This is a genomic window from Actinoallomurus oryzae (assembly GCF_039541955.1).
Classification (GTDB): domain Bacteria; phylum Actinomycetota; class Actinomycetes; order Streptosporangiales; family Streptosporangiaceae; genus Actinoallomurus; species Actinoallomurus oryzae.
The window spans coordinates 1-21,301 of record NZ_BAABHF010000023.1; the positions used below are offsets into that span (position 1 = coordinate 1).

Here is a 21,301-nt window from a genome sequence, read left to right on the forward strand (position 1 = left end):
TCGTGCAGGGGCGGATGGGTGCCCCGGGCGGTCCGCCGGCGCCGTTGCGATGATCAGCCATGATCGCTTCGTTCCTTACATTCCTCGGCGTGTCAGCCTTGGTCATTGTGACTCCCGGGCCGGACACGGCCGTGACGGTCAGCGTTGACACTGCTCGGGCTGGTGTTCTGCTCGATGACGTTCCTGTGGCTTGCCGGCTGCGCGGTGGCCATCGCCAAGATGGGTGACCTGCTGCGCCGCTCGGCGGTACGCCGTGCCCTCGACGCGGTGACCGGCGCCGTACTCCTCGCACTCGGTGTCAGGCTGGCGACAGAGCAGCGCTGAACAAGGACCATCCGGTTGATCTCGACACCTGTTCAGATTGGGTATCCATGGATACGGAGCAGCTGCGACTTGCGGTCTACCGATCGTTCGCCACAACCGGGCGCCCGCCGTCACGCAGCGAGTTGGCAAGAACGACAGGGCTGCCGATTGCTGCGGTCGACGCGGGGTTGCAGGCACTGCACGAGGAACACCACCTCGCCCTCGACTCGTCCGGCGAGCGGATTTTGATGGCGCATCCGTTCGCGTCGATCCCTCTGGGTTTCTCTGTGATGGGACAGCGAACGCTGTGGTGGGGTGGTTGCGCATGGGACTCGTTCGCGCTGCCGCACCTGCTACCCGACGACCCGCAGGTGCTGGTGGCGACCAATTGCCCAGGCTGCGGGGCAGCGCTGGCGTGGACCGTCACGAACCAGGCACCCCCGCCCGGCGATCAGGTCGCACACTTCCTCACCCCGGTCGCACGCATGTGGGACGACGTCGTCCGTACCTGCAGTCATCAGCGGATCTTCTGCAATGAGCAGTGCGTTGACACCTGGCGGAGCCGGACCGCCGAGCCGCTGGGCTACGTGATGGACCTGACGACGCTCTGGCGGTTGGCCTCCGGTTGGTACGACGGTCGCCTCGACCAAGGCTACGTTCGCCGCGAACCGAAGACGGCGGCAGCCTACTTCGCTCAGGCAGGATTGACCGGCCCGTTCTGGGGCCTACCCGGCTGACCACGCACCACGTTCAAGGCTCAATAAGACCGAATGAGGTCCGAGCAGGAGAATCACGTTGACTCTCGACCCAGAATACGTCGACGCTGCCGATCAGAACCCGCCTCCAGAACGGCTGGGTTCTGGCGTTGAGTTCGAATCACCAAACGGGAAGCTGGACCCGGTGATCGATCGACGCGTCCGCGCGACCATCGCCAGCCAGTCCATGCTGTCCACCTTGGAGATCAAGCTGTTGGGCCTGGCGCCCGGACGCGCCGAGTTGGAGCTTGCCCGACGCGCCGACCTGTGCCAGCAGCACGGCTTCATCCACGCCGGCGCCATCACGACCCTCGTCGACTCGGCGTGCGGGTTCGCCGCCCTAACCGTGTTCCCACTGGACCGCGACGTGCTGACCGTCGACTTCTCAGTCTCCCTGGTCGCGCCGGCGACCCAAGAAAAGTTCATCGCCGTCGGTTCCGTGCTGCGCAATGGCCGCACACTTACAACGTGTCGCGGCGAGGTGTTCGGCGTCGCCGCAGATGGGTCGAGAAAGGTTGTCGCTCTCATGCAGGCGACCATGATGGCCGTCACCACGCTGTCCGATTAATTGTTCAGCTTGTTACACACTGGCCATGGCTCTCGCCCTCACGGCCGGTGGCCTGACGGCTCTGAAGTTGCCCGCCGACAGGCCCTGGACGAGCAGATCAAGCACGACACGAGTGAACCTTTGCGAACGGTCCTGGCCACCGGGCCGGCATGCGACGGTGGCCAATGGGCTGTCGCCGTCCGCGTCCTGGTCTAGGTGTCGGTGTTCTTCTGGGGTTCGGTCGGCTGCAACATGCGATTGAGAAACTCCTCGACGGCGGCCTCGGCAGTGGTCTGGGCGGCGGGCACGTCGTCGGCCAGGGCGATGACCAGTGCCATCTCGTTGCCGGCGGCCAGCAGGATGTGCGCGAACGGTTCGACAAGCGGCGCTGGCACACGACCGGCATCCGCGGCCTGCTGCAGAACGGTCTTGAGCATGCCCAGGCCGTACTGCTCTTCGATGCCGCGCCAGCGACGCCAGCCCAGCACGGTCGGCGCGTCGATCAGCAATATTCGGCGTACGACCGCGTCGCCGGCGAGGCGGATCCAGGCCATCTCCGCCGCCTTGAGCAGGCTGCAAGCCTCGGTCTCCCCGCTGGCTGTGGCAGCGGCGAGGGTGGCTTCACCGACCTGCGCATGGACTGCCTCCACAACCGCCTCGAACAGGCGGTCTTTGCTCGCGAAGTGGTGATATAGCGATCCGCGACTTACTCCAGCATGCTCCAGGACGGCCTCGATCGAAGTGCCCTCATAGCCTCGGTCGGCGAACAACTCCGTCGCCACCTCGACCAGGTGTTGCCGGGTCGCCTGCCCCCGGTCAACGCGTCGATCCACACTCTCCTCCAGTTGCCAAACCGACAGTCGGTTTAATAACCTCCAGACCAACGGTCGGTTTCTTGGTGTTATCGCCGTTCACTCTACGATCACGGAGGGCAACCGATGTTCCTGACCGGGTTCGACGACTACCGCCACACCGTACGCACCCAGTCCGGCGAGGTGAGTTATGTCGAGATCGGCACCGGTCCGGCGGCGCTGTTCGTGCACGGGATCGCGACCAACGCCTACGTCTGGCACAACCTGATTCCGCTGCTTGCCGACACGCGACGCTGCGTCGCCATCGACCTCCCGCTCCATGGGCAGAGCCTGGCCGCACCCGAACACCAACTCACGGTCGGCGCGTTCGCCGACACGCTCGCCGAGGTCTGCGCGGGCGCGCGTCTCGGCCAGGTCGACCTGGTCGGCCACGACACCGGTGGTGCGGTCGCCCAGATCTTCGCTGCCCGCCATCCCGAACTGGTACGCACGCTGACCCTGACCAACTGCGAGACGCGTGACAACATCCCACCGGCCGCGATGGCTGCCACCGTGGAGGCGGCTCGCGCCGGCCAACTCGCGGCGGCGGCTCCGGCGATCCTCACTGACCCCGCCGCCGCCCGGGCGTTCTTCGCCACCGGCTACCAGGACCCGCAGTTCTTGAGCGCGGAGTTGATTGACGCGTTCCTCAAACCGGTCATCGGCACTCCGGAGGCCGCGGCACGCTTCCAGGCACTGATCGCCGGGCTGGGGCCGGATGACCTGCTCGCCGCCGAGCCGGCTCTGCGTGCTCTGCGCGTACCGACACTGATCGCCTGGGCGACCGACGATGAGTTCTTCGACTTGAAGTGGGCGCACTGGTTGTACGACACCATCCCCGGCGCACGTGACCTGGTAGAGATCGCCGACGGAAAGCTCTTCTTCCCTCATGAGCGCGCCGACGAACTCTCCTCGCACATCCGTCGCCATTGGGCCACCGCCGACCGAAGCTGACCGAGGCCAAACCGCCTTACCTCGAGTACACGCACGGATATCGCCACTAAGGCACTGCGGCGACTTGGGGTCGTCGGAGCGAGGCTCCCGAGGAGAAGTGGACCTCCACGACTTGGCACCTACTGGTGCGCAGTTGGAGGATCACAAGGCGGCTGCCCCTGGATCAGGCGCTGGTCGCACCTGTGCCGGGCGGGAGGGTCTGGTCGAGCTGGTACAGACCGAGGATCACGCTGTAGGGCCGGCCGTCCGCATCGTCCGGCTGGCCGGCCAGGTCGCGGAGGATCGTCGTGAGCCGCTCGGCGTGCCGAGGGGTCAGTCTGAGCGTCCGCAGCGCTAGAAAAACGCCGGGCTCCGCCGCGGCGAAGGCGCTGGACTCTTCCTCGGCGGGCACGGCTTGGCTGACATCCGGGCCGGACATGGTGCGCCGGTAGTACTGCTCGGTGCCGCCGCGGACCCGCTGTGTCCCCGCAAGCTCGACCAGCCCGGCGTCGGCGAGCACCTTCAGGTGGTGCGCGACGTTGCCCTTGTTACTGTCCAGCGCCACGGCGAGTTGACTGATGGTCGCCTCCCCTCCGGCGAGGGCGGCCAGTAGCCGGTGCCGCATCGGGTGGCCCAGCGCCTTGAATTGGCTGGTGGCGGCATCGTCAACGTCGCCATCGACGCTCTGGCCCACGGCCTGCACTCGTCGGTATCAGCTGCTCAGTGGACGATCAACGGCTATTTGCTCGCGCTTGGCATGGCGGTGCCCATCGCCGGATGGGCGATGGAACGCTTCGGGGCAAAAGCGGCGTGGCAAAGCGCCCTGGCCTTGTTCATGGCCGGCTCGATCCTTGCGAGCCTGGCGTGGAACATGGACGCCCTCATCATCTTCCGGGCGCTCCAAGGCCTGGCCGGTGGACTGCTCTATCCGATCCTGGCCAACGTGCTGGTCCGGGCGTCCGGGGGCCGCAACCTCGGTCGGGTCGCGGCCGCGCTCAGCCTTCCCGGCGTGCTCGGACCGATCCTCGGGCCGGTCATCGGAGGCGTGATCGTCGCGGATCTGTCGTGGCGATGGGTGTTCTGGATCAACGTGCCCATCGCGGTCGTCGGCCTCGTCCTCGCCTGGCGCGGCCTGGAGCCAGGCACCGGACGCAAGAACGCCTACTTGGACCTCACCGGCCTCTTCCTACTCTCACCGGCGCTGGCCGCCATCATTTTCGGGTTCACCGAAGTCGGCATCCACGCCGGCTTCGACCACCTCGTTGTCGTCGTCCCCCTTACCGCCGGCGTCGCGCTCCTTGCCGTCTTCGTCTTTCACGCGTTGCGCACCTCACGGCCGGCGCTCGTCGACATGCGGTTGTTCAAGGTTCGCACCTTCGCGGCATCGACGGTGCTGCTGTTCGTCTCCGGCGTCGCCCTCTATGGCGCCCTGTTGCTTCTGCCGCTCTACTACCAGGCCCTGCGCGGCAAGACCGCGCTCGACGCCGGGCTCCTCCTCGCCCCGCAAGGACTCGGGATGCTGCTCACCAGGACCAAAGCGGGCAAGCTCACCGACCGCGTCGGCTCCCGGCCCGTCGTGCTCGGCGGGCTCCTGCTCATGGTCATCGGCACCGCCGCCTACACCCAGGCCGGCACTCACACCAACGACATCCTGCTCGGCCTCAGCCTCCTCGTCAGAGGCGCCGGATTCGGTGCGGTGACCATCCTCCTCATGGCGACCGCCTATATCGGGCTCCGACGCGAGCAGATACCCCACGCCAGCGCCGCTACTCGCATCGCCCAACAAGTCGGCGGCTCCTTCGGCGCAGCGATCACGGCCATGATCATCCAAGCCGAACTCACCGCCCACCGCACCGGAGGGCTCGCGGGTAGAGCCACCGCGTTCGACAACGCCTTCTGGTGGACGCTCGCCCTCACCGCCATCGCCGTCATCCCCGCCCTGGCCCTCCCACGACACCGCGGAAAACCAGATGCGACGACATAGGGCGCGGCAGCCGAGGAGGACCGCAGCGCGTACGTTCACCTGGGTTCCCCGAGCCGGCGACGTGAGCGCGTACATCGACGCCCAGTTCGACCGGGCCCGGGCCGGAAGGCTCGCCCCGGCCGACCTGCTCCGCGAACGGATCGACGGAGCCATCGGGCTGTAGGTCCCCTTTTGGATCTGCGCAGATCACGAGGTCGAGGTCAGTTGGCGGCCAGCACTGCCGCGAGGCCTTCTTGCAGATCCTTGATGAAGTACTCGGGAACCTCCAGCGACGGGAAATGTCCCCCGGTTTCGGGCGACCTCCATCGGACGATCTGTCGGTACCGCTCCTGTGCCCAGGGACGCGGACACTTCTCGATGTCGCGGGGATACATGCTGATTGCCGACGGGACGTCGACCCGAAGTTCGGGGTCGAGCGAGTTGTGGCTTTCGTAGTAAATGCGGGCTGACGATGCGCCGGTCCGCGTCAGCCAATACAGGGTGACGTCGTCAAGAATGCGGTCTCTGGAAATCGTCTCGAACGGGCTATCTTCGGTATCCGTCCACTCAGCGAACTTGTCAAGGATCCAGGCGAGAAGCCCGACCGGTGAGTCGACGAGCGAGTAGCCGATGGTCTGCGGTCGGGTCGCCTGCTGCTTCGCGTACGCCGCGCGGTGGCGCCAGAAATCGCGGGTGTCCTCGGTCCATTTGCGCTCGGTCGCCGTCAGCCCGTCCGTTGTCAGCCCGGGCGGTGCCTGCGCGAGCGTTGTGTGGATGCCGAGAACGTGCGCCGGGAACCTGCCGGCGAGGATCGTGGTGATCACGCCTCCCCAGTCGCCGCCGTGGGCCACGAACTTGCTGTAGCCGAGCCTTTCCATCAGTTCCACCCATGCGGCCGCGATCTTTTCGGTTCCCCACCCGGTGGTGGTCGGCTTGTCGCTGTAGCCGAAGCCTGGCAACGACGGGACCACGACGTGGAACGCCGGCGTGTCTGCGTCTTTCGGATCTGCCAGTTCGTCTACTACATCGATGAACTCAGCGATGCTGCCCGGCCAGCCGTGCGTCAAGATCAGAGGAGTGGCGTCCGCGCGCGCTGATCGGCGGTGCAGGAAGTGGATTCCCAGATCATCAATGGTCGTACGGAACTGGCCGATCCGGTTGAGGCGCGCTTCGAACGACCGCCAGTTGTATCCGGTGCGCCAGTAGTTCACGACATCGACGAGGTCGGCGCGGGGTACGCCCTGTTCCCATCGGCGAGGACCGGGCGCTGCGCGATGGACCGTCTCGGCTTCCGGCAGCCGCGCCGCGACAAGTCGCGCGCGCAGGTCGTCGAGGTCAGCGTCGGTTGCGTGGGCTTCGAATGCTTGCACGTCGCTGGTCAGACGGTTCATGAGGCGTTGCCGCCGGAGTGGGCTGTCGTGGTGACAACGCCACGGTCGGTGCCGGGCGCAGCGTCGGCGACGCACCGATGCGTGGTCATGAGACCTCCTGCTCATCGTGGAACCGGCTTAGGCCTGTCTAGAACCGGCTAAGACGGTTCTAACATGTCTCGATGCCGGTGTACAACCGGCTAAGGTGGTTCCATGCGTGCTCGGTTCCCCGACTTCCGCCTCGGTAGCGTGCTGGCGACCAGCTTCACGGGGACTCTGACGGAGCGTCGCGGCAACGCCGTGGAGCGCATTCCCACGCCGCACCGACTCGTCGACTGGCTGACGGTGAACGGCCTCGCCGTGGAGTCCTGCACCACCGCCCAGCTCGAACGCGCTTGGGAACTGAGGGAAGCAATTCACGCCGCCGCGACAGCGGCCGCGACCCAAGACGCTCTCCCTGCGTCTGCCGTCCAGGTCATCAATGACTGCAGCACTCAGGGCCGGGCCGCGGCCATCCTGACGCCCGAGGGCGACCGGCGATGGCAACTCAGCTCGGCTTCCTGCGTAGAAGATGCCCTAGGCGTGATCGCCGCCGACGCGATCAGCATCATCGCAGGCGAACGAGACGGAAAATTGGCCTTGTGCGCATCGCCGACCTGCCAAGCCGCCTTCTTCGACACGAGCCAAAGTCGCACCCGCAAATGGTGTGACATGAACACGTGCGGGAATCGTCAGAAGAAAGCGCGCTTCAATGCCAACCAGCGCAAAAGCCCACCAGCAATGTAATCGTTGCCCTCGGCACGGAGCCCGCTACCGCCAACGTCCTGTTCACCACCGCACCGGCCGGGCCATCCATTCTGCCGGTCGATATCGACGCCGAGCCCGCCCAGCCGGGCCCCACCGGCCACCGGCCGCCGCGCGTACGCGACACCTTAAAAGCCGTGGTCTGCGACGACCGCGCCGAACACCCGGCCGGCAGGGTCCCACGCCTCGAAGGTCGCCACCTCAACCTCGCCCCCCGTCCGCGCGTCGGGATAGACGCCGAGCACCGTGCAGCCGGCGGCCTGGAACTGCCGGGCCTCCTGGGACCGGCACCGTCGCGAGAGGGCACCCCGTCGGGTGCCGACGCTGTGAACAAGGTCGTGACCACGGTCATCGCCGATGTCGTGCAAAGACGGCTGCTGTGAACCGCCTGACGGCAAACCGCTCGACGCAAGGTAGCCGTCGGGGTCGGTAACGAGGGTTCGTCATACGATGCAGGCTCGCAATTGAAGTCGACTTTAGGTCAAGTCAAATGGCGGAATCACCCCTGATCGACATCGGCGACGTCGTGAAGCGCACCGGCTTCGCGGCCTCGACCCTGCGCTACTACGAGAAGCTCGGCCTGATCACTTCCGCCGGCCGCCATGGGCAACGGCGCCTCTATGACCCTCAGATCATCGACCGGCTCGCCACGATCGCCGCGGCCACGCAGGCCGGCTTCCGCCTCGATGAACTGGCCAAACTCCTGGACGGTGCCAGCGACCAGGATCGGCAACTGCGCGACAGTCTCCGCGCCAAGGCCGACGAACTCGACGTCAGCATCGCCCGGCTCACCGCGGCCCGGGACCGGCTCCGCCACGCCGCGGGCTGTCCGGCGACACCCATCTGGAACTGCCCGGACTTCCTCCGCGACATCGAACAGCATCTACCCGCCCGGCGCAGGGCGTCCGGTTGATCGCCGCCGTCTCCAGCGCCTGCCCAAAGACAACAGGCCGACCCGCCGTCTCCGGTCCTCACGCGGATGTGCCCACCGCCGGCTTCCGTGACGGCTCGCCGGGACCACAGAGTCGCAGGGCGTTAAGTCGCCGCTCGCAGGCACGCCGCTGCACCAGCGACAGCCCGGTGACCACGGCGCCGAGGGACAGCCAGCCGACCGGCCCGAGGGGCAGTACCGCCCCGGTCAGCAGCGGAGGCCCGGCGGACCGCTGGACGGACTGGGCCATTCCGGCCACGCCGAGGTACGCCGCCCGCGCCTCCCGGGGTGCGAGCGAGACCGCCAGCTCCCAGGAGCTCACCGAACGGGCCAGCTCGGCCAGCGTGATCAGTGCCGCCGCGGCGAGCAGCCCGGCCGAGGCGGCCCACGGCCCCGCCCCGACGACCGCCGCCATGACCGCACAGCTCGTCAGCAGCGTCAGTCCGTACAGCGTCAGAACCCGCGCCGCGCGGCGCGGGCCCTCGGTCCTCGCCGACACCCGCATCTGCAGGGCCACGACCAGCACCGTGTTGATCACAAGGAAGGCCGGGACAAGCGCGTGCGGCGCGGCCGTACGGTTCACGAGCCACAGCGGCAGCCCCACCTTGAGGATCGAGTCGTCCAGGTTCATCGGGGTGTCGAGCAGCACGAACAGCAGGTAGCCCCTGTCCCGCCAGGGGCTCCGCGGGACCATCGCCGTCGTACGGGCGGGTCGCGAGGCCGAACGCGCCGCACCGAGGGGCTCCCGGGTGCGCCACACCATGGCCGCCGCGACGAGGAACGACAGCGCGTTCACTCCGATCAAGGCGCGGTAGGCGCCGGTGGTTCCCACGGCGAGCCCCAGCGCGGCGATGCCCGCGCCCAGTGCGTACGCGGCGTTCACGGCACTCCTCGACAGGGCACGGAACGTCGAGCGCCGCTCCCCTGCCACCTCGGTCGCGAACAGCATCTCCAGCATCTTCGCCGCGCCGTCCCCCACGTACATGACGGCGACCGCGGGCAGCAGTACGGCGAAGGCGCCGGAGAACGGCAACAGGCAGAGGACTCCGAGACGCATCAGGTGGCAGCCGACGAGCAGGGGCCGCAACGGGAACCGCCCGGCGAGTCGACCCGCCAGGGGCGATCCAACGATGCCCGCCATCCCGGCGATACCCAGCATCAGACCGATCTGCCCGGCGTTCAGCCGAGCCACGAACGCGAAGTACAGAACCGAGGACGCGGCCCACACCCCGGTCCCCGCCCGATCGACGAACTGCGCACCCAGCATGATCCGCGCGTCACGGCCACCGGGCGGATGACGCAGCTGAGCCACGAGACCGTCTCCGCGCCGCCGAGGTCCCTTTCCCCTGCGCCCCATGGCCGCCCCCGATCCGCATCAAAAATCTTGACGTCAAGAGATCGGAGGTATCCTGCACTCGCCACAAGCTCGACGTCAAGACTCTTGACGTCGAGCTACATGTCCATGCAATACTGTCCGCGTTTATGATCTATATGCTTTATGTCGGTTACTGGCGTTCATTGCACCCGAGCGATGGAAGTAACCGCAATCCTTGCGGAATGCCAATAGGCATTCTGTCGCTTTTCATTTCCGCGATTTCTGTCGCACCTCTCCTCGTCGCCACGGTCAAAAAGTGGGTCGGATGGTGGTGGGCGACGGCGCACTACGTGCTCGTCACGGCTTCGGTCGGGCTCATCGTCTGCGCCGCGCTGTACGACAGGAGTGGAATCTAGTGTCGCATTAGGCAACGTTCGCGATCGCCTATGAACGCCGTCTCTGAGGTCGAGCCGGTCAATCCGCATCGACCAACGTCGGATCTTCGTCCACGGAGTGGTGGAGGTGCCCGACCGCACCGTCGCCGGCGTCCGTGGTGCCGATGAGCTGCCAAAGGCCGTCGTCGGCGTCGTTACCTATGAGCAGGACGGGCTCACGAAGCTCGAAGACCTCGACGGTCTGGATGCAGCGGGTGCCCAGGAGCCAGTGCCGCATCCACCGCGCGCGTCGATCGCGCTCCATGACGTGGTCCGCGACCCACCATACGAACGGCAGATCCTCGTGGGCGCGTGCCTGGTCCGCCGTCAGGTCCGGTCCGCCCTGTGGCACCTGCTCGTACGGCTCGTCGATGAGCGAGAACGCGTGGCCGTCCTCGTGCTCGAACACCACAGCGTGGAACGTGCCGCCGCCGGGATTGCCGACGCCGATTCCAATCGACAGCCGAGCGACGTGCGGCTCCGACCCCGTGGTCCAGCCGAACGCGTACGAGGCCAGTTCGCCCCGAGGGCCGACGAATTCCCCGAAGGCCCGGCGGTCCATGCCGGTGGCCTCCGAAGTCGGCACCTCGACGAGCCGACCTTCCAGAACCTGGATGTCCACGCGGCCAACCTAGCCGAGCTCGGACGCCGATACGGCAGGACTTCGGGACAGAAGTGCGGCACGTCGGTGTGCAGGGTCGTCGAGGGCCATGGTGGTCGTTCGGCATGACCGGTCAATGGCTGAATGGTTCGTAGAAAGAATCGACGGCGGGCTGGCCGGTGTAATTCGGGCCGGCTTGGTCATCGGCCCCGAGATAACGGTAGGGGAGCCGGATCTTCGCACCGCCATGACGGGAGATCCGGCGGCGAGCAGAATCGTAGACGAACCCTTGCCGGCGCAGTTCGGCCGTGAGCCGACGGCCGGCCGGTCTTCCATCCGCGGAGCGGACCGAACGGACGTCGAAATTGGCGACGAACAGCCCGTTGTCGGCGAGCCAGGAGGCTATACGCGTCAGCGCGCCGAGTTTGTCGCCAACGTAGTGCAACCCATGCACGCACGTGATCAGGTCGAACCGGCCGTCGGGCACCCACTCGGTCACCGAACCGGTGACCAGCTGCAATGCCGGCGGGAAGAAACCCGCCGCGAAGTGGTCCACCAGGTCCAGCCCGACGATCTCCACCCGCCCCGCCGTGTCCCGGCCGGCCAGGAGCCGGGCGGCCTCTGCCGGCGCGCGCCCGCTTCCACAGCACACGTCCAGCCACCGTACGCCCGCCCTCGCACGGCCGGTGAGTTCCGCGATGATGTCCACGCCGAGCTCACGGCCATAACCGTTCGAACCGCTGAGCGACCGCTCACGATTCATCACGCAGTTCGCCACCACCGAAGAACTCTCCAGGGCGGCGTCGTCCAACAATCTCATCGGCATGCCGCGCGGAATTTCCATGCCGCTGCCTCAGTATCTGCTGCCGGGCTGCGCGATGTCCGGGCCGCCGGTGTGCGGCGTCGGCGGGTAATCGCGATGCGGCTCCGGAAGCGCCGCCACACACGCCGCGGAGCACGCGTTCACCAGGAGCGGGAGCACGTCGGTGCCGACCAGGCAAGAAATCCACACCTGACGCAGCTCATGGTCGACCGGCCCGCCGCAGACACTGCAGTTCCGTACCGCGTCGGCACCCCACACGGCTGGGTCGAGCGCGGCGAAATCCGCATCCCCCGCGTCGGTCACGGGCCGCAGTGCCGGAAACGGTGGCCGGAACTTGAAGTTGCCGTACAGGACCCGCGTGCTCACCGTGCTGTCGGCGAGCCTTACGCACCGGGTCAGTTCGTACGGGTACCAATGCAACCGGTGCGAGGTGTAGGGCTCGAAGATCTCAAGGCTCGTCATGGCTCCGATCTCGGGCGGAATGCGCACCAGGTTCGTACCGTAGAGCACGAGATGTGTAACGGCGGTCAGCTTCGCGATCGTGGGCGGCAGCGTGACGATCTGCCGTCGCTCCAGGGCGCTCATTTCCACGAACGGTTTGAACACCGTCCGCCCGTCTGCGGCCGCCTCATCGATCAGCGCCAGCAGATGCCGCCAACCCGGCGCCTCGGTGTCCTGCCGGTCCCCGTGAAAGGAAACGGTCGCCGGCCGGGTCGCGATCGAATGGCCAACGCAGCGGCACCGATCCCGGTCAGGCCCGCCTGACATTGACCCGACGGCGTCCGCGAACCGGTTGGGCAACAACTGCGGTTCGACCTCATCCGTACCCATCTGAGAAACGTATCCCCGGGACGGCATCGAGACACCGCGATCAGGGGCGATGTGCGCGGAGGCCGTCGACGAGGATCGACAGCAACCGCGGTCCTCGCGCGTCGAGTTCGGCGTCGTCCAGTCGCGACAACCAGCTGATGAGCACGATGACGTCTCGGGCTTCGGCGTCGGCGCGGACGCTGCCGTCCGAGCGACCGGCGGCCAGCAGCAGTTCCACCGCCTCACCGATCGGGCCGAGGCTGTGGGCGGCGAGGTCACGCCACGTCGCCGCCTCGACGGCGGCGAACACATCGCGCTTGACCCGGGCGTAGGCGGCCACCCGGTCGAACCACGCCGCCAACGCGTCCAGCGGCCGATGACTCGCCAGCAGCCGCGGAGCCGCGGCGACCAGCTCTTCCACGTCACGGCGGTACACCTCGGCGAGGAGGTCCTCACGTGTCGGGAAGTGCCGGTAGAGCGTGCCCTGCCCGATGCCGCAGGCCTTCGCGACCGCGTTGAGCTTCAGCTCTCCCGGCTCGTGCACGAGATCGCGCGCCGCTTGAAGGATCCGTTCGCGGTTGCGCTGTGCGTCCGCGCGCCGTGTTCCGCCGCCCTGGGCAGAACCGGACACATGTCCGCTAAGGTGGTCGGAGTAACCGGACATGTGTCCATTTTAGCCAGAGGATCTTCATGACCATAGACAGCAAGGTCGTCGCCATCACCGGCGCCAGCAGCGGAATCGGTGAGGCGACGGCTCGCCACCTCTCCTCACTCGGTGCGGCCGTCGTCCTCGGCGCCCGCCGCACCGACCGGCTGGACCGGCTGGTCGCCGAGATCGAAGCCGCCGGCGGCGAGGCGGTCGCCACACGCGTGGACGTCACCGACCCCGACGACCTCCACAAGCTCGTCACCGTCGCCGTCGAGCGCTTCGGCCGGCTGGACGTCCTGGTGGGCAACGCCGGGGTCAGCCGGATCAGCTCCATCGCCGACCTGGACGTCGAGGGCTGGTCGGCGATGGTCGACGTGAACGTCAAGGGGATCCTGCACGGGATCGCCGCGGCCCTGCCGGTGTTCCGCCGTCAGGGCGGTGGTCACCTCGTCACCGTGGTCTCGACCTCCGGCCTGAAGATCGTCCCCACCCAGGCGGTGTACGCCGGGACGAAGAACGCGGTACGGACCCTCCTGGAGGGCCTGCGGCAGGAGAGCACCGACGGGGTGCTGCGGACGACGTCGATCTCCCCGGGCTACGTCCGCACCGAGCTCATCGACAACGCCGTCGACGATCCGGCCGTACGCGAACAGGCCCGGCGGAACATGGCCGAACTCGGAATCGATCCCCTGGCGGTGGCCCGGGCGATCGCCTTCGTGATCGACCAACCCGACGACGTCGAGATCGGGGACCTGACCATCCGACCGACTCGCCAGGGATGATCTCCCGACACACCTTCGGCGAGGCAGATACTGGCGCGGAGTCCGGTGCCGGCCGACCACCAGGAAGCCTTCGATCTGCTGTGGCGGCTGCGCGGCGATCTCCTGAGCGCGCCCGATCCCGCCGATCGCGGGGTTGCCGTACGGACGTTCCGCCTCGTGTACGAACAGCTCGTACTGCTGCCGGCCAACAAGGGGCCCGGCCTTCATCTCCTATCTGTGCGGGCGGGAGCGAACGGTCGTCGGACTCGCCCAGTCCCTGCTGCGGCGGCCGGCCGGCACCGTCAGCCGGGTCCTCAACGGGCCGACCGACCCCGACGCCTGATCGCCGCCGGCCGAAGAGGACGACCATCACCGATTGACCCGGGCTTGCCTACCATCGAAATAGCAGGAGTGGTGAGCAGGCGCGGGAGGCGTGCGGACCAGTAGGTGAGGTGACCATGGGATCAAAGGCCCTGTCATCGCAACGCGGCCCGGGCATGGGTACGGAACCGGAACATGGCCGGCCGGCCCTCGTCGATCGGTGGCGCGAGTCGGCGGACCGGCACCTCGACCCCACGAAGCGGTCTCTCCTGGCGATGTGGATCTCCTTCGGTACCACCTGGGGCACCGTCCGGTTGATCACACACGGCATCCGGGGCGGGTGGCTGCCCTGGGGGAACATCTCGACGGGCGGCCGGCATCTGCACCACTACAACCTCGGCATCGCCACGCTCGCCGGCGTCGGCCTGATCGCGGTGCGCGGTGACGAACGGGCCGTGGGGCACCCCGCGATCGCCGCCGCGTACGGCGCCGGCACCGCGTTGATCACCGATGAGTTCGCCCTGCTGCTGGACCTGCGGGACGTCTACTGGGCGAAGCAGGGGCGGCTCAGCGTGGACGTCTGCCTGGGCATTCTGTCCGTGCTCGGCACGTACCTGACCGCCCGGCCGTTCTGGCACGAGATCGCGACGGTGACCCGCCACCACGTCGGCGCCGCGGCCAGGCGGCGCCTGGCACCCGCCCCGTGAAGCTCCGGAAGCAGGCCGGTCCCCCTGAAGGAGCCTCGTCGGCGAGCCCGGATCCTCCAGGGGGTTCGTCGGCCTAGGTCGGCGCCCCGGGGAAGGAGGGGTACCGCCGTGGCGGTTCTCAGCCGGTGAACGCCTTGGCGAAGGCGTCCGCCTGCTGGTCGATGCTGCTGCACGTCGGGCTGGCGGTGCTCTGCGGGCCGCCGGGGCAGGGCTTGTCGCGCGTCGCGGACCACATCGACGTCCAGGCCAGGTTCTTCTCCTTGGCGAACGCGGCCACCTTGGTCGCGTCGGCCGGCCGGAAGACCTCGGTGCTGGTGTCGTTGACGCCGATCATCGGAGTGATGGCGATCCTGCTCCAGGCATCGCCGACACCGAGGGCCTGCTCGACCTGCTTCTCCGTGGAGGTGGCCGCCTGAACGGCGTAGTCGCCCATCCTGCCGTCCGGGTTCGGCGCCTGACCGTCGCCGTAGTCCATGGCCATGATGTTCACCGCCGAGACCTCGACGCCCTTGGCCTTGGCACCCGAGACCACGTTCACCCCGTCCTGGGTGAGCCCGCTGGGCAGCACCGGCAGGGTGAGTGAGACCTCGAGTCCACTGACCTGCTTCTGCAGCGTCGCGATGGCCTCGGCTCGCCGGTCGTTCGCGGCCTTGTCGGCGATCGCGGCGCCTTCGACGTCGAAGTCGACCTTCGTCAGATCGAAGGTGTCGACCACCTTCTTGTACGCGGCGGCAAGGTCCGCGGCGCTCGAACACGCCTGGGCGAGTTCCACGCCGTTCGCGCCGCCGAAGGAGACCCGCACGTCGCCGCCTGCCGCACGCAGGTCGTTGATCTTCTTGGCCACCTCGTTGTCGCCCAGTTCCTGCGAGCCGCCCCACTTGGGCACGCAACCACCGCCGGAGACGACGAACGCCAGGTTGAACGTCTTGACGCCGGTCCGCTTCGCCGCGTCCACCAGGTCGTACGGCGGGTACAGGCCGACGTCGACGTACGGGGCGAAGCCGCTCGACGCCGCGTCACGGGAGAGCGTGGCCGTGGTGGTGGTCACGGCCCGCTTGTGCCGGGCGGGATGGCCGCCGTGCCGCGCGGCGGGCTGCTGGTAGGACGCGCTGTACGCCGTCTCGGCCGGTCCGGCGCCGGTGGCGAGGAGGGCGACTCCACCGGCGCCGACGACGGCGGCCAGACCGCTCGTGGCCCACAGGGCCGGCCGATGACGACGGCGCCGTGCTCGGTGCGCTCTCATGACGGATTCCTCCTTGAAAAGGCGGGGGTTTCGCGGAGTTGCGCCTGCAGGGCGGTACGACCGTACGGCGCCCGGACCCGCCGGAGGCCGGTCCTAAGGCGCACTTAAGGACGACCTGAACGCGCGCTAAACCCGCCGGCTCCCCGCCATGGCCGATGGTCGTCACGCGCGTCTCAGGTGGCCGGGCGCTTGGGCGGTCAGAGCGTGCGCAGCGCCTCCGTGGGGGAAAGACGGGCGGCTCGCAAGGCCGGTAGCAGGCCGGCGATCGCACCGATCACGATCGCGGCGCCGATCCCGCCGGCCCACGCCTCGGCCGGGATGACCACCGCCCAGCCTTTCGTGTTCGCGTAGATCGCGGTGGTCAGCGCTCCGGCCGCGACTCCGGCCACCCCGCCGAGCAACGCGAGCATGACCGCTTCGGACAGGAACTGGGTGCGGATCTGTCCCCGGGTCGCACCGAGCGCCCGGCGCAGGCCGATCTCCGATCGGCGTTCCAGCACCGAGATGATCATGATGTTCGCGACACCTACCGCGCCCACGATCAGCGCCACCAGCCCGAGCCCGAGGAACAGGCTGTTGAACGCGCCCTTCGCGGCGGCCCGCGCGGTGAGCGCGTCGGAGGGCTGGCTGACGTCGACGTCGCCGGGCGCCTCGGGGTTCGCGGTCCGCGCGAGCACTCCCTGCACCGACTCCACCTTGTCCGTACGGGCCCGTACGTAGACCGTCGTCGGCGGTCCGGCCACCGCCTTGCCCTTGTCGACGGTCGTGTAGCTGAGGTAACGCTCGGCGGCCGGGTAGCCGATCAGGGCGCTGGTGTCGATGTCGGCCGACAGCGTCGCGGGCTTCAGGATGCCGGTGACGTAGAACCACTGGTTCTTCAGCCAGATCCGCTGTCCCGGATAGACGCGATCGATCCCGAGACGCTGCGCCGCGAGCGCACCGAGCACGGTGACCGGCTGGCGTTCGGTCGCCGGGTTCAGCCAGCGGCCCTGTGCCACGCCGGTTCCGACCACGTCGGGGAGGTTGAGGCTGGCGGCCCGGACCTTCAGCGCGTTGGTGTCGACCACCGGGATCAGCGGGCTGCGGTACACGTTCGTGTTGTCGATGGCCCCGGCGTGCGCCACGTGCTCGACGTCGGGCAGGTGGGAGATCCGTTGCGGCGCGGCGACCGGGAGCTGCGCCGGCCCGCCGGTGAACGACTGGCCGGTGTTCGCGGTCAGCAGGTTCGTGCCGAGCTGGTCGATCTCTTTCAGCAGCCCGGCCTGGGAGGACGCGGACAGGCCGAGCACGGCCACGATCGCCGCGGTGCCGATCGCTATCCCGAGCGCGGACAGGGCGGCCCGCAGGCGGCGGGCCCGGATTCCGATACCGGCCACGCGCAGCTGGTCGGACAGCCTCATACGTCCTCCGTTGTACGCGCCGCGCTGTCGGCGACGATCTGCCCGTCGAGGACCTGCAACCGGCGGGGAAGCCGCGCGGCCAGCCCGCCGTCGTGCGTGATCATGAGGATCGTCGCCCCGTCGGCGTTGAGCTCGTGCAGCAGCTCGATGATGGCCGCGCCCGTCCTGCTGTCGAGGTTGCCGGTCGGCTCGTCGGCGAGCACGATGGCCGGGCGGCCGACCAGAGCGCGGGCGATCGCCACGCGCTGGCGCTGTCCGCCCGAGAGCTGGCCCGGACGGAAGCCCGCCCGGTCCTCCAGCCCGACCCGGACGAGCGCCTCGGCGGCGCGCTCGCGCCGCTCGGCGGGTCTCGCGCCGCCGTACAGCAGGCCGTCGGCGACGTTCTCCAGGACGGTGGCGTGCTCGGACAGGTGGAACTGCTGGAAGACGAAGCCGATGCTGCGCGCCCGCAGGGCGGCGAGCCGGCGGTCGGTGAGCGTCGCGACGTCCTGTCCGTCGATCCGTACGGTGCCGCCGCTGGGCCGGTCGAGCGTGCCGAGGATGTGCAGCAACGTGGACTTGCCCGATCCCGACGGGCCGACGATCGCGACCAGCTCCCCGCTCCGTACGGTGAAGCTCACTCCGCGCAGCGCGTGGACGGGAGGCTGCGTGCCGTACGTCTTGGTGACCTGCTCCAGCTCGATGACGTTCTCGCTCATGTCGACGGCACCACCACTCGGTCACCGGCCGACAGGGCCCCGGAGACCTGCACCTGCCCGTTGGCGTCGTCGAACAGTCCCAGCGTGACCGGAACGATCCGGGTCTGGCCGGGGTCCCCCGCCGCGACCTCGACCGCGTATCCCCCGCCGGCCTGGCCGATGAGCGCGGTCACCGGCACGATCAGCGCGTGCTCGACGCCGTCCGTGGTGATCTGGACCTGGACCGGCGCCTGGTCAAGGGTGCCGGCGTCCTTCGGGTGCTCGAGCGTGATGTAGACCGGGAGCGTGGCGGCCCCGGAGTCGGAGTCGTCCTTGCCGGAGGATGTGGCGACCGTGCCGATCCGGCGGACCACGCCGGACGTGATCCGGTTGTCCGGCAGCGTGATCTGCGCCCGATCGCCCTTCTTGACCTCGGACTGCTGGGAGGCGTCGAGCTTCACGGTCACCTCGCGCCGGTTCGACGACGCCTCCATGATCGGACGGCCCGAGCCCGCGCTGGTGCCGTTCTTGGCCGTCACCTTGCTGATCCGCAGTGGGCCGGGCAGGAACACCGCCTGGCCGAGGTTCAGCCTGCCCGTCACGTCCGCGCCGCGCTTGTCCTGGAGCTTTTCCAGGGCCTCCGCGGTCGCCGCGCCGAAATAGTGCGAATCGGGGTCGAGCTCGGTCTTGTCGGCGTAGCCCTCGTTCACCAGCGTCGTGTTCAGCGCCTGGACGTCCTTGCCGTGGTCGCCCTCGGCCAGGCTCCGGTACGCGGGTGTGCTTCCGCAGATCAGGATCACCGGTTTCTCCCCGACCTTGTACAGCGTCTCGCCGCAGTCGATCTGGGTCCCCACCGCCGGTACCCAGGTGTAGGTCCCGCTCGCCCGGTTGACCACCGAGTACGGGGTCCCGTCGGCGCGGGTCGAGTACGCGAGGGTCCCGCTCTGGCTGACCTGCGAGGACAGCGGGCCCTCTTGGACCGCCACCAGCGACGTGCCGTCGCCGGCCCTCGTGGCGGGCTTGCCGTCGTCGCCGTACAGGCCCGTCACGGCGAGAGCCACGCCACCGCCCGCGGCCACGAGCGCGAGGGCGACGCCGGCGCCGAGGAGCCCGCGCCTTCGCCGCCGCGGGGCCGGCGTCTCAGGGGAGACGCCGGCGCTGGCCGGAGTCCCGATCTCAGCCGTTGCCATTCCCGGAGCCCCCTCCCACGTCGGCCACGTCACGGCATGCGCTCAGCGCCTTCTTGAACTGCGGCGATTTGGTGTTGATCCGGCTCCTGTCCACCCTGAGGCGCCCGTCCTGCGGGTCGGGGAAGTTCGCTATGCCGTTCTTGCGCATACACTGGGCGAACTTCAGCCATTCTTTCTGGGCCTTGGCGATCTGCGCGGGGTCGTCCTTGGTCCCGGGCGGCTCCTGCGATTTGCACGCCTGCTGCGCCTTCTTGAACTGCGGCGAGTTTCGGTTCGGCCCTCCCGCCGCGATCACGAACCTGCCGTTCTTGTCGGGGTCGGGGAAGTCGGTCACGCCGTTCTCGCGCATGCACTGCGCGTACTTCACCGCCTGCTCCAGGGTGTTCGAGCCGGAGGAGCTGGATTTCGCGTCACCGGAGCCGCCGCATCCCGCGACGGTCAGGGCGAGGGCGGCGGCCGAGGCGGCCAGCAACTTGTTCACCGTTTTCCCTTTCCGAGGGGTATCGCGCACAAGGGTCATTTCTGCGGTCGGCCGGCCTTGCCGCGGACGATGTAGACGTTCATTTCGGTGAAGTCGAGGGTGACGTTGTAGGGCTTGTAGAAGCAGTGGGAGAAGTGGGCCGGAACGTCGAACCCGTAGGCCTGCGTCACGGGCATGTTCGGGTCCGTTTCGCAGTAGGCCTCCTCGGCGACGGCGTCGCCGAGGCGGACCTCCTTCGGGTAGCAGGGGTAGGCGACGGTCGGGTGGCTGTGGGCGAAGGTCTCGATCGGGCGGTCGTAGTCGGTGCGGATCCGCAGCTGCTCGGCCGTTTCCCCGTGCATGCCCGCGACCGTCTCGCCGGGTCCGCCGAAGTTCACGCCCACCACCCGTGGGCCGGAGCCGGCGATGCTGCCCCTGCTGTGCAGCATGTGCTCACGAGCCAGCCACAGCGGCAGGGGCTTGGCGCCCGCCCGTTCGGCGTCAGCGCGTGCCTTCTTGGCCGTTTCCGGAGTCCGGCGACGCAGGATCAGCGACCGGCCCGCGTAGTCGAAGGTGGTCAGGAAGTGGTAGAAGACCCACGTGCCGATCATGCCGTCGCTGGGCCCTCCGGGCGTGGCCGGGTCGGAGTCCGACCACGACACGGGGATGTTGCGCAGTTCGATGTCGCCCAGCTTGAAGGACTCCAGCACCCCGAAGTACTGCACCTTGGTGCCGTCGAGGTAGTCGATCCGTTGCTCGGCCACGGCGCTCAACCCGGCCTCCTCGGCTACTTCCGTGGACATGCCCAGCCACGGCTCGCCGGTGTAGAACGTGAAGCGCTTGGCCGGTCCGCCGTTGACCGAGGCCTCCACCAGCGGTTCCGGGTCCATCTGCTGCCATGGCACGTGCGCGATGTCGCCGTGAATCCGATACGCCTCGCCGCTGACCGCCGCGAACCATTTGGCGTAGGTCTCCTTGCCGGCCGCCTTCCAGCGGGGTACGGAGAGGGAGAATTCATCCTGCCGCATGTAGAAGTCGCCCAGAAGCTGGTTGGTTTCCTTGTCGCCGGGCGCGATTTCAAGGGCCATCGTGAAATACTTCTCGGCCTCGGGAAACTTGTTGGCCAGTAGCCCTACATAGCCGCGCCGACGGGCCGCGTTCAGGTTCGTGGGGTCCTGTTTCAGGATCTCCTCATACGCGCGGCCGGCCTGCTCGAACTTCCCGGCCTTGAACAGCGCGTCCGCGTCACTGCTGCCGGCCTGCGCCGTGGCCGCCTTTCCCAGCAGCGGCACGGTCGCGGCGGCACCGGCCACCACGGCGGCGCCCCGGAGCAGCGAACGCCGGTCCCATTCTCGGTCATCGGCCACGGCCTTCCCCTTTTTCCGATCACATTCCGAAGCCGGGGCACCATGCCCGCGGCATGGACTGCTGTCGTCCATGCCTCCACTCAAGA

Annotated in this window: 26 protein-coding genes; 12 read left to right on the forward strand and 14 right to left on the reverse strand. The window is 68.3% G+C overall.

The features are described from left to right. The first annotated feature begins 144 nt into the window (after window positions 1-144). From ABEA10_RS20760 to ABEA10_RS20770, 3 genes are read left to right on the forward strand one after another with little or no spacing between them, the layout of a single operon-like run. Window positions 145-324 (forward strand): LysE family transporter, encoded by a 180-nt coding sequence (locus ABEA10_RS20760; RefSeq protein WP_345466203.1) that lies wholly within the window; start codon window positions 145-147, stop codon window positions 322-324. 47 nt (window positions 325-371) lie between these two features. Next, entirely contained in the window at window positions 372-1,040 is a 669-nt protein-coding gene (merB, locus tag ABEA10_RS20765) for an organomercurial lyase (protein WP_345466205.1), read from the forward strand. Between the two features lie 58 nt (window positions 1,041-1,098). After that, a complete protein-coding gene (locus ABEA10_RS20770; RefSeq protein ID WP_345466207.1) occupies window positions 1,099-1,626 on the forward strand; it encodes a PaaI family thioesterase in 528 nt (175 codons plus the stop codon). Window positions 1,627-1,817: 191 nt separating this feature from the next. On the opposite strand, the gene ABEA10_RS20775 is transcribed toward ABEA10_RS20770, so the two are convergent. Continuing rightward, window positions 1,818-2,438 (reverse strand): TetR family transcriptional regulator, encoded by a 621-nt coding sequence (locus ABEA10_RS20775; RefSeq protein ID WP_345466209.1) that lies wholly within the window; start codon window positions 2,436-2,438, stop codon window positions 1,818-1,820. 105 nt (window positions 2,439-2,543) lie between these two features. Here ABEA10_RS20775 and ABEA10_RS20780 point away from each other — a divergent pair, with 105 nt between their 5' ends. Beyond that, window positions 2,544-3,410: an alpha/beta fold hydrolase gene (locus ABEA10_RS20780; RefSeq protein ID WP_345466212.1), complete on the forward strand. Its 867-nt coding sequence runs from the start codon at window positions 2,544-2,546 to the stop codon at window positions 3,408-3,410. A gap of 163 nt (window positions 3,411-3,573) precedes the next feature. Here the strand turns inward: ABEA10_RS20780 and ABEA10_RS20785 are convergent, their stop codons facing one another. Beyond that, window positions 3,574-4,014 carry an ArsR/SmtB family transcription factor gene (locus ABEA10_RS20785; RefSeq protein ID WP_345466215.1) on the reverse strand — a complete coding sequence of 147 codons (441 nt, stop codon included), beginning with the start codon at window positions 4,012-4,014 and terminating at the stop codon, window positions 3,574-3,576. A 3-nt stretch (window positions 4,015-4,017) separates the two neighbouring features. On the opposite strand from ABEA10_RS20785, the gene ABEA10_RS20790 reads away from it, so the two are divergent. Together ABEA10_RS20790 and ABEA10_RS20795 are read left to right on the forward strand one after the other, a co-directional pair. Next, complete coding sequence (locus ABEA10_RS20790; protein ID WP_345466217.1) at window positions 4,018-5,373, forward strand: DHA2 family efflux MFS transporter permease subunit; 1,356 nt, start codon at window positions 4,018-4,020, stop codon at window positions 5,371-5,373. Beyond that, complete coding sequence (locus tag ABEA10_RS20795) at window positions 5,360-5,536, forward strand: hypothetical protein (protein WP_345466219.1); 177 nt, start codon at window positions 5,360-5,362, stop codon at window positions 5,534-5,536. The genes ABEA10_RS20790 and ABEA10_RS20795 overlap by 14 nt, the downstream gene beginning before the upstream one ends. Before the next feature lie 37 nt (window positions 5,537-5,573). Here the strand turns inward: ABEA10_RS20795 and ABEA10_RS20800 are convergent, their stop codons facing one another. Then, the gene (locus ABEA10_RS20800; protein ID WP_345466222.1) at window positions 5,574-6,743 is read right to left on the reverse strand and encodes an epoxide hydrolase family protein; all 1,170 of its coding nucleotides are present in this window, start codon (window positions 6,741-6,743) and stop codon (window positions 5,574-5,576) included. 192 nt (window positions 6,744-6,935) lie between these two features. On the opposite strand from ABEA10_RS20800, the gene ABEA10_RS20805 reads away from it, so the two are divergent. From ABEA10_RS20805 to ABEA10_RS20815, 3 genes are all read left to right on the forward strand, one after another. Then, window positions 6,936-7,508 carry a CGNR zinc finger domain-containing protein gene (locus ABEA10_RS20805; RefSeq protein ID WP_345466224.1) on the forward strand — a complete coding sequence of 191 codons (573 nt, stop codon included), beginning with the start codon at window positions 6,936-6,938 and terminating at the stop codon, window positions 7,506-7,508. Next, window positions 7,442-7,909, forward strand: a complete 468-nt coding sequence (locus ABEA10_RS51210; protein ID WP_425550933.1) for a hypothetical protein — start codon at window positions 7,442-7,444, stop codon at window positions 7,907-7,909. Before ABEA10_RS20805 ends, ABEA10_RS51210 begins: the two co-directional genes overlap by 67 nt. Before the next feature lie 107 nt (window positions 7,910-8,016). Then, complete coding sequence (locus tag ABEA10_RS20815) at window positions 8,017-8,439, forward strand: MerR family transcriptional regulator (RefSeq protein ID WP_345466226.1); 423 nt, start codon at window positions 8,017-8,019, stop codon at window positions 8,437-8,439. Window positions 8,440-8,497: 58 nt separating this feature from the next. Here ABEA10_RS20815 and ABEA10_RS20820 read toward each other — a convergent pair whose 3' ends face one another. Further along, window positions 8,498-9,769: an MFS transporter gene (locus tag ABEA10_RS20820; protein WP_345466228.1), complete on the reverse strand. Its 1,272-nt coding sequence runs from the start codon at window positions 9,767-9,769 to the stop codon at window positions 8,498-8,500. Window positions 9,770-9,939: 170 nt separating this feature from the next. Between ABEA10_RS20820 and ABEA10_RS20825 the strand changes: the two genes are divergently transcribed. After that, a complete protein-coding gene (locus ABEA10_RS20825; RefSeq protein WP_345466230.1) occupies window positions 9,940-10,188 on the forward strand; it encodes a hypothetical protein in 249 nt (82 codons plus the stop codon). A gap of 58 nt (window positions 10,189-10,246) precedes the next feature. Here ABEA10_RS20825 and ABEA10_RS20830 read toward each other — a convergent pair whose 3' ends face one another. From ABEA10_RS20830 to ABEA10_RS20845, 4 genes are all read right to left on the reverse strand, one after another. Further along, window positions 10,247-10,828 carry a hypothetical protein gene (locus tag ABEA10_RS20830; protein ID WP_345466233.1) on the reverse strand — a complete coding sequence of 194 codons (582 nt, stop codon included), beginning with the start codon at window positions 10,826-10,828 and terminating at the stop codon, window positions 10,247-10,249. A 112-nt stretch (window positions 10,829-10,940) separates the two neighbouring features. Beyond that, the gene (locus ABEA10_RS20835) at window positions 10,941-11,651 is read right to left on the reverse strand and encodes a class I SAM-dependent methyltransferase (protein WP_345466235.1); all 711 of its coding nucleotides are present in this window, start codon (window positions 11,649-11,651) and stop codon (window positions 10,941-10,943) included. A gap of 9 nt (window positions 11,652-11,660) precedes the next feature. Next, window positions 11,661-12,461: a hypothetical protein gene (locus ABEA10_RS20840; RefSeq protein WP_345466238.1), complete on the reverse strand. Its 801-nt coding sequence runs from the start codon at window positions 12,459-12,461 to the stop codon at window positions 11,661-11,663. A 40-nt stretch (window positions 12,462-12,501) separates the two neighbouring features. After that, window positions 12,502-13,104 (reverse strand): TetR/AcrR family transcriptional regulator, encoded by a 603-nt coding sequence (locus ABEA10_RS20845; RefSeq protein ID WP_345466240.1) that lies wholly within the window; start codon window positions 13,102-13,104, stop codon window positions 12,502-12,504. Window positions 13,105-13,130: 26 nt separating this feature from the next. On the opposite strand from ABEA10_RS20845, the gene ABEA10_RS20850 reads away from it, so the two are divergent. Next, a complete protein-coding gene (locus ABEA10_RS20850; RefSeq protein ID WP_345466242.1) occupies window positions 13,131-13,871 on the forward strand; it encodes an SDR family oxidoreductase in 741 nt (246 codons plus the stop codon). A gap of 476 nt (window positions 13,872-14,347) precedes the next feature. Continuing rightward, window positions 14,348-14,878: a hypothetical protein gene (locus tag ABEA10_RS20855; RefSeq protein ID WP_345466244.1), complete on the forward strand. Its 531-nt coding sequence runs from the start codon at window positions 14,348-14,350 to the stop codon at window positions 14,876-14,878. A gap of 118 nt (window positions 14,879-14,996) precedes the next feature. On the opposite strand, the gene ABEA10_RS20860 is transcribed toward ABEA10_RS20855, so the two are convergent. The 6 genes from ABEA10_RS20860 to ABEA10_RS20885 all read right to left on the reverse strand — a co-directional run bounded on the left by ABEA10_RS20860 (window position 14,997) and on the right by ABEA10_RS20885 (window position 21,215). Then, window positions 14,997-16,121, reverse strand: coding sequence for a chitinase (locus tag ABEA10_RS20860; RefSeq protein WP_345466246.1), 1,125 nt, complete (start codon window positions 16,119-16,121; stop codon window positions 14,997-14,999). Between the two features lie 197 nt (window positions 16,122-16,318). After that, complete coding sequence (locus tag ABEA10_RS20865; RefSeq protein WP_345466248.1) at window positions 16,319-17,521, reverse strand: ABC transporter permease; 1,203 nt, start codon at window positions 17,519-17,521, stop codon at window positions 16,319-16,321. Then, window positions 17,518-18,219 carry an ABC transporter ATP-binding protein gene (locus tag ABEA10_RS20870; RefSeq protein ID WP_345466250.1) on the reverse strand — a complete coding sequence of 234 codons (702 nt, stop codon included), beginning with the start codon at window positions 18,217-18,219 and terminating at the stop codon, window positions 17,518-17,520. The genes ABEA10_RS20865 and ABEA10_RS20870 overlap by 4 nt, the downstream gene beginning before the upstream one ends. After that, window positions 18,216-19,388 (reverse strand): efflux RND transporter periplasmic adaptor subunit, encoded by a 1,173-nt coding sequence (locus ABEA10_RS20875; RefSeq protein WP_345466252.1) that lies wholly within the window; start codon window positions 19,386-19,388, stop codon window positions 18,216-18,218. The genes ABEA10_RS20870 and ABEA10_RS20875 overlap by 4 nt, the downstream gene beginning before the upstream one ends. Beyond that, window positions 19,375-19,869: a hypothetical protein gene (locus tag ABEA10_RS20880; RefSeq protein WP_345466254.1), complete on the reverse strand. Its 495-nt coding sequence runs from the start codon at window positions 19,867-19,869 to the stop codon at window positions 19,375-19,377. The genes ABEA10_RS20875 and ABEA10_RS20880 overlap by 14 nt, the downstream gene beginning before the upstream one ends. 35 nt (window positions 19,870-19,904) lie before the next feature. Beyond that, complete coding sequence (locus ABEA10_RS20885) at window positions 19,905-21,215, reverse strand: tetratricopeptide repeat protein (RefSeq protein ID WP_345466256.1); 1,311 nt, start codon at window positions 21,213-21,215, stop codon at window positions 19,905-19,907. Window positions 21,216-21,301 lie beyond the last annotated feature (86 nt).

Bases quoted from the DNA above. Each gene is read 5' to 3' on its own strand.
- merB (WP_345466205.1), top strand. From the start codon at position 372: ATGGATACGGAGCAGCTGCGACTTGCGGTCTACCGATCGTTCGCCACA.
- ABEA10_RS20835 (WP_345466235.1), bottom strand. From the start codon at position 11,651: ATGGAAATTCCGCGCGGCATGCCGATGAGATTGTTGGACGACGCCGCC.
- ABEA10_RS20870 (WP_345466250.1), bottom strand. From the start codon at position 18,219: ATGAGCGAGAACGTCATCGAGCTGGAGCAGGTCACCAAGACGTACGGC.
- ABEA10_RS20865 (WP_345466248.1), bottom strand. From the start codon at position 17,521: ATGAGGCTGTCCGACCAGCTGCGCGTGGCCGGTATCGGAATCCGGGCC.
- ABEA10_RS20805 (WP_345466224.1), top strand. From the start codon at position 6,936: ATGCGTGCTCGGTTCCCCGACTTCCGCCTCGGTAGCGTGCTGGCGACC.
- ABEA10_RS20845 (WP_345466240.1), bottom strand. From the start codon at position 13,104: ATGTCCGGTTACTCCGACCACCTTAGCGGACATGTGTCCGGTTCTGCC.
- ABEA10_RS20855 (WP_345466244.1), top strand. From the start codon at position 14,348: ATGGGTACGGAACCGGAACATGGCCGGCCGGCCCTCGTCGATCGGTGG.
- ABEA10_RS20815 (WP_345466226.1), top strand. From the start codon at position 8,017: ATGGCGGAATCACCCCTGATCGACATCGGCGACGTCGTGAAGCGCACC.
- ABEA10_RS20780 (WP_345466212.1), top strand. From the start codon at position 2,544: ATGTTCCTGACCGGGTTCGACGACTACCGCCACACCGTACGCACCCAG.
- ABEA10_RS20795 (WP_345466219.1), top strand. From the start codon at position 5,360: ATGCGACGACATAGGGCGCGGCAGCCGAGGAGGACCGCAGCGCGTACG.
- ABEA10_RS20875 (WP_345466252.1), bottom strand. From the start codon at position 19,388: ATGGCAACGGCTGAGATCGGGACTCCGGCCAGCGCCGGCGTCTCCCCT.
- ABEA10_RS20860 (WP_345466246.1), bottom strand. From the start codon at position 16,121: ATGAGAGCGCACCGAGCACGGCGCCGTCGTCATCGGCCGGCCCTGTGG.
- ABEA10_RS20800 (WP_345466222.1), bottom strand. From the start codon at position 6,743: ATGAACCGTCTGACCAGCGACGTGCAAGCATTCGAAGCCCACGCAACC.
- ABEA10_RS20785 (WP_345466215.1), bottom strand. From the start codon at position 4,014: ATGCGGCACCGGCTACTGGCCGCCCTCGCCGGAGGGGAGGCGACCATC.
- ABEA10_RS20825 (WP_345466230.1), top strand. From the start codon at position 9,940: ATGATCTATATGCTTTATGTCGGTTACTGGCGTTCATTGCACCCGAGC.
- ABEA10_RS20840 (WP_345466238.1), bottom strand. From the start codon at position 12,461: ATGGGTACGGATGAGGTCGAACCGCAGTTGTTGCCCAACCGGTTCGCG.
- ABEA10_RS20850 (WP_345466242.1), top strand. From the start codon at position 13,131: ATGACCATAGACAGCAAGGTCGTCGCCATCACCGGCGCCAGCAGCGGA.